A 583-nucleotide genomic window follows, 5' to 3' on the forward strand; every position below is an offset into this window, starting at 1 on the left:
CCATGACAGGCGCTGGTTATTTGCTCTGGATTTCCCCACGGACTATCCGCAAACCATGCGGACCCGTCTCAGTGTGGATGGAGAGTTAATTAGCAGTGACGCAATCAAACAGCGCACTCAATATCAGTTAAGTTCTCATACTGAATATTTATTTAACCCGCAAAATGATCCCTATCTGCAATATGGATTAAATTTGCCAGAAGATCGTCATCCAAGAAGTCTGCAGCTGGCACGAAGTCTTTTAGAAAAAAGTCCAACAGATCAATCCTATATTGAAGCTGTACTAAATTATTATCGTCAGCAGGATTTCAGTTATAGCCTGACTCCACCAGCATTACGCGGTGATACCATTGATCAGTTTCTTTTTGAGAGTCGTGAGGGCTTTTGTGAGCACTATGCCGCCAGTTTTACTGTGTTAATGCGCGCCGCAGGTATTCCTGCTCGCATTGTGACGGGTTATCAAGGCGGAGAAATCAATCCGGTAGATCGGGTGCTTACGGTGCGACAGCGCGATGCCCATGCCTGGACAGAAGTCTGGCTACCACAACAGGGATGGATCAGAATTGATCCAACAGCTGCCGTG

General features: G+C 46.7%; 1 protein-coding gene. It reads left to right on the forward strand.

All coding sequences use genetic code 11. The features are described 5' to 3' along the window. On the forward strand, nt 1-583 hold a 583-nt coding region (locus tag B3182_RS12250), incomplete at both ends, for a transglutaminase domain-containing protein (RefSeq protein ID WP_292752938.1).

Origin of the sequence: Methylophaga sp. UBA4204 (genome assembly GCF_002379485.1) — a bacterium.
Lineage (GTDB): Bacteria > Pseudomonadota > Gammaproteobacteria > Nitrosococcales > Methylophagaceae > Methylophaga.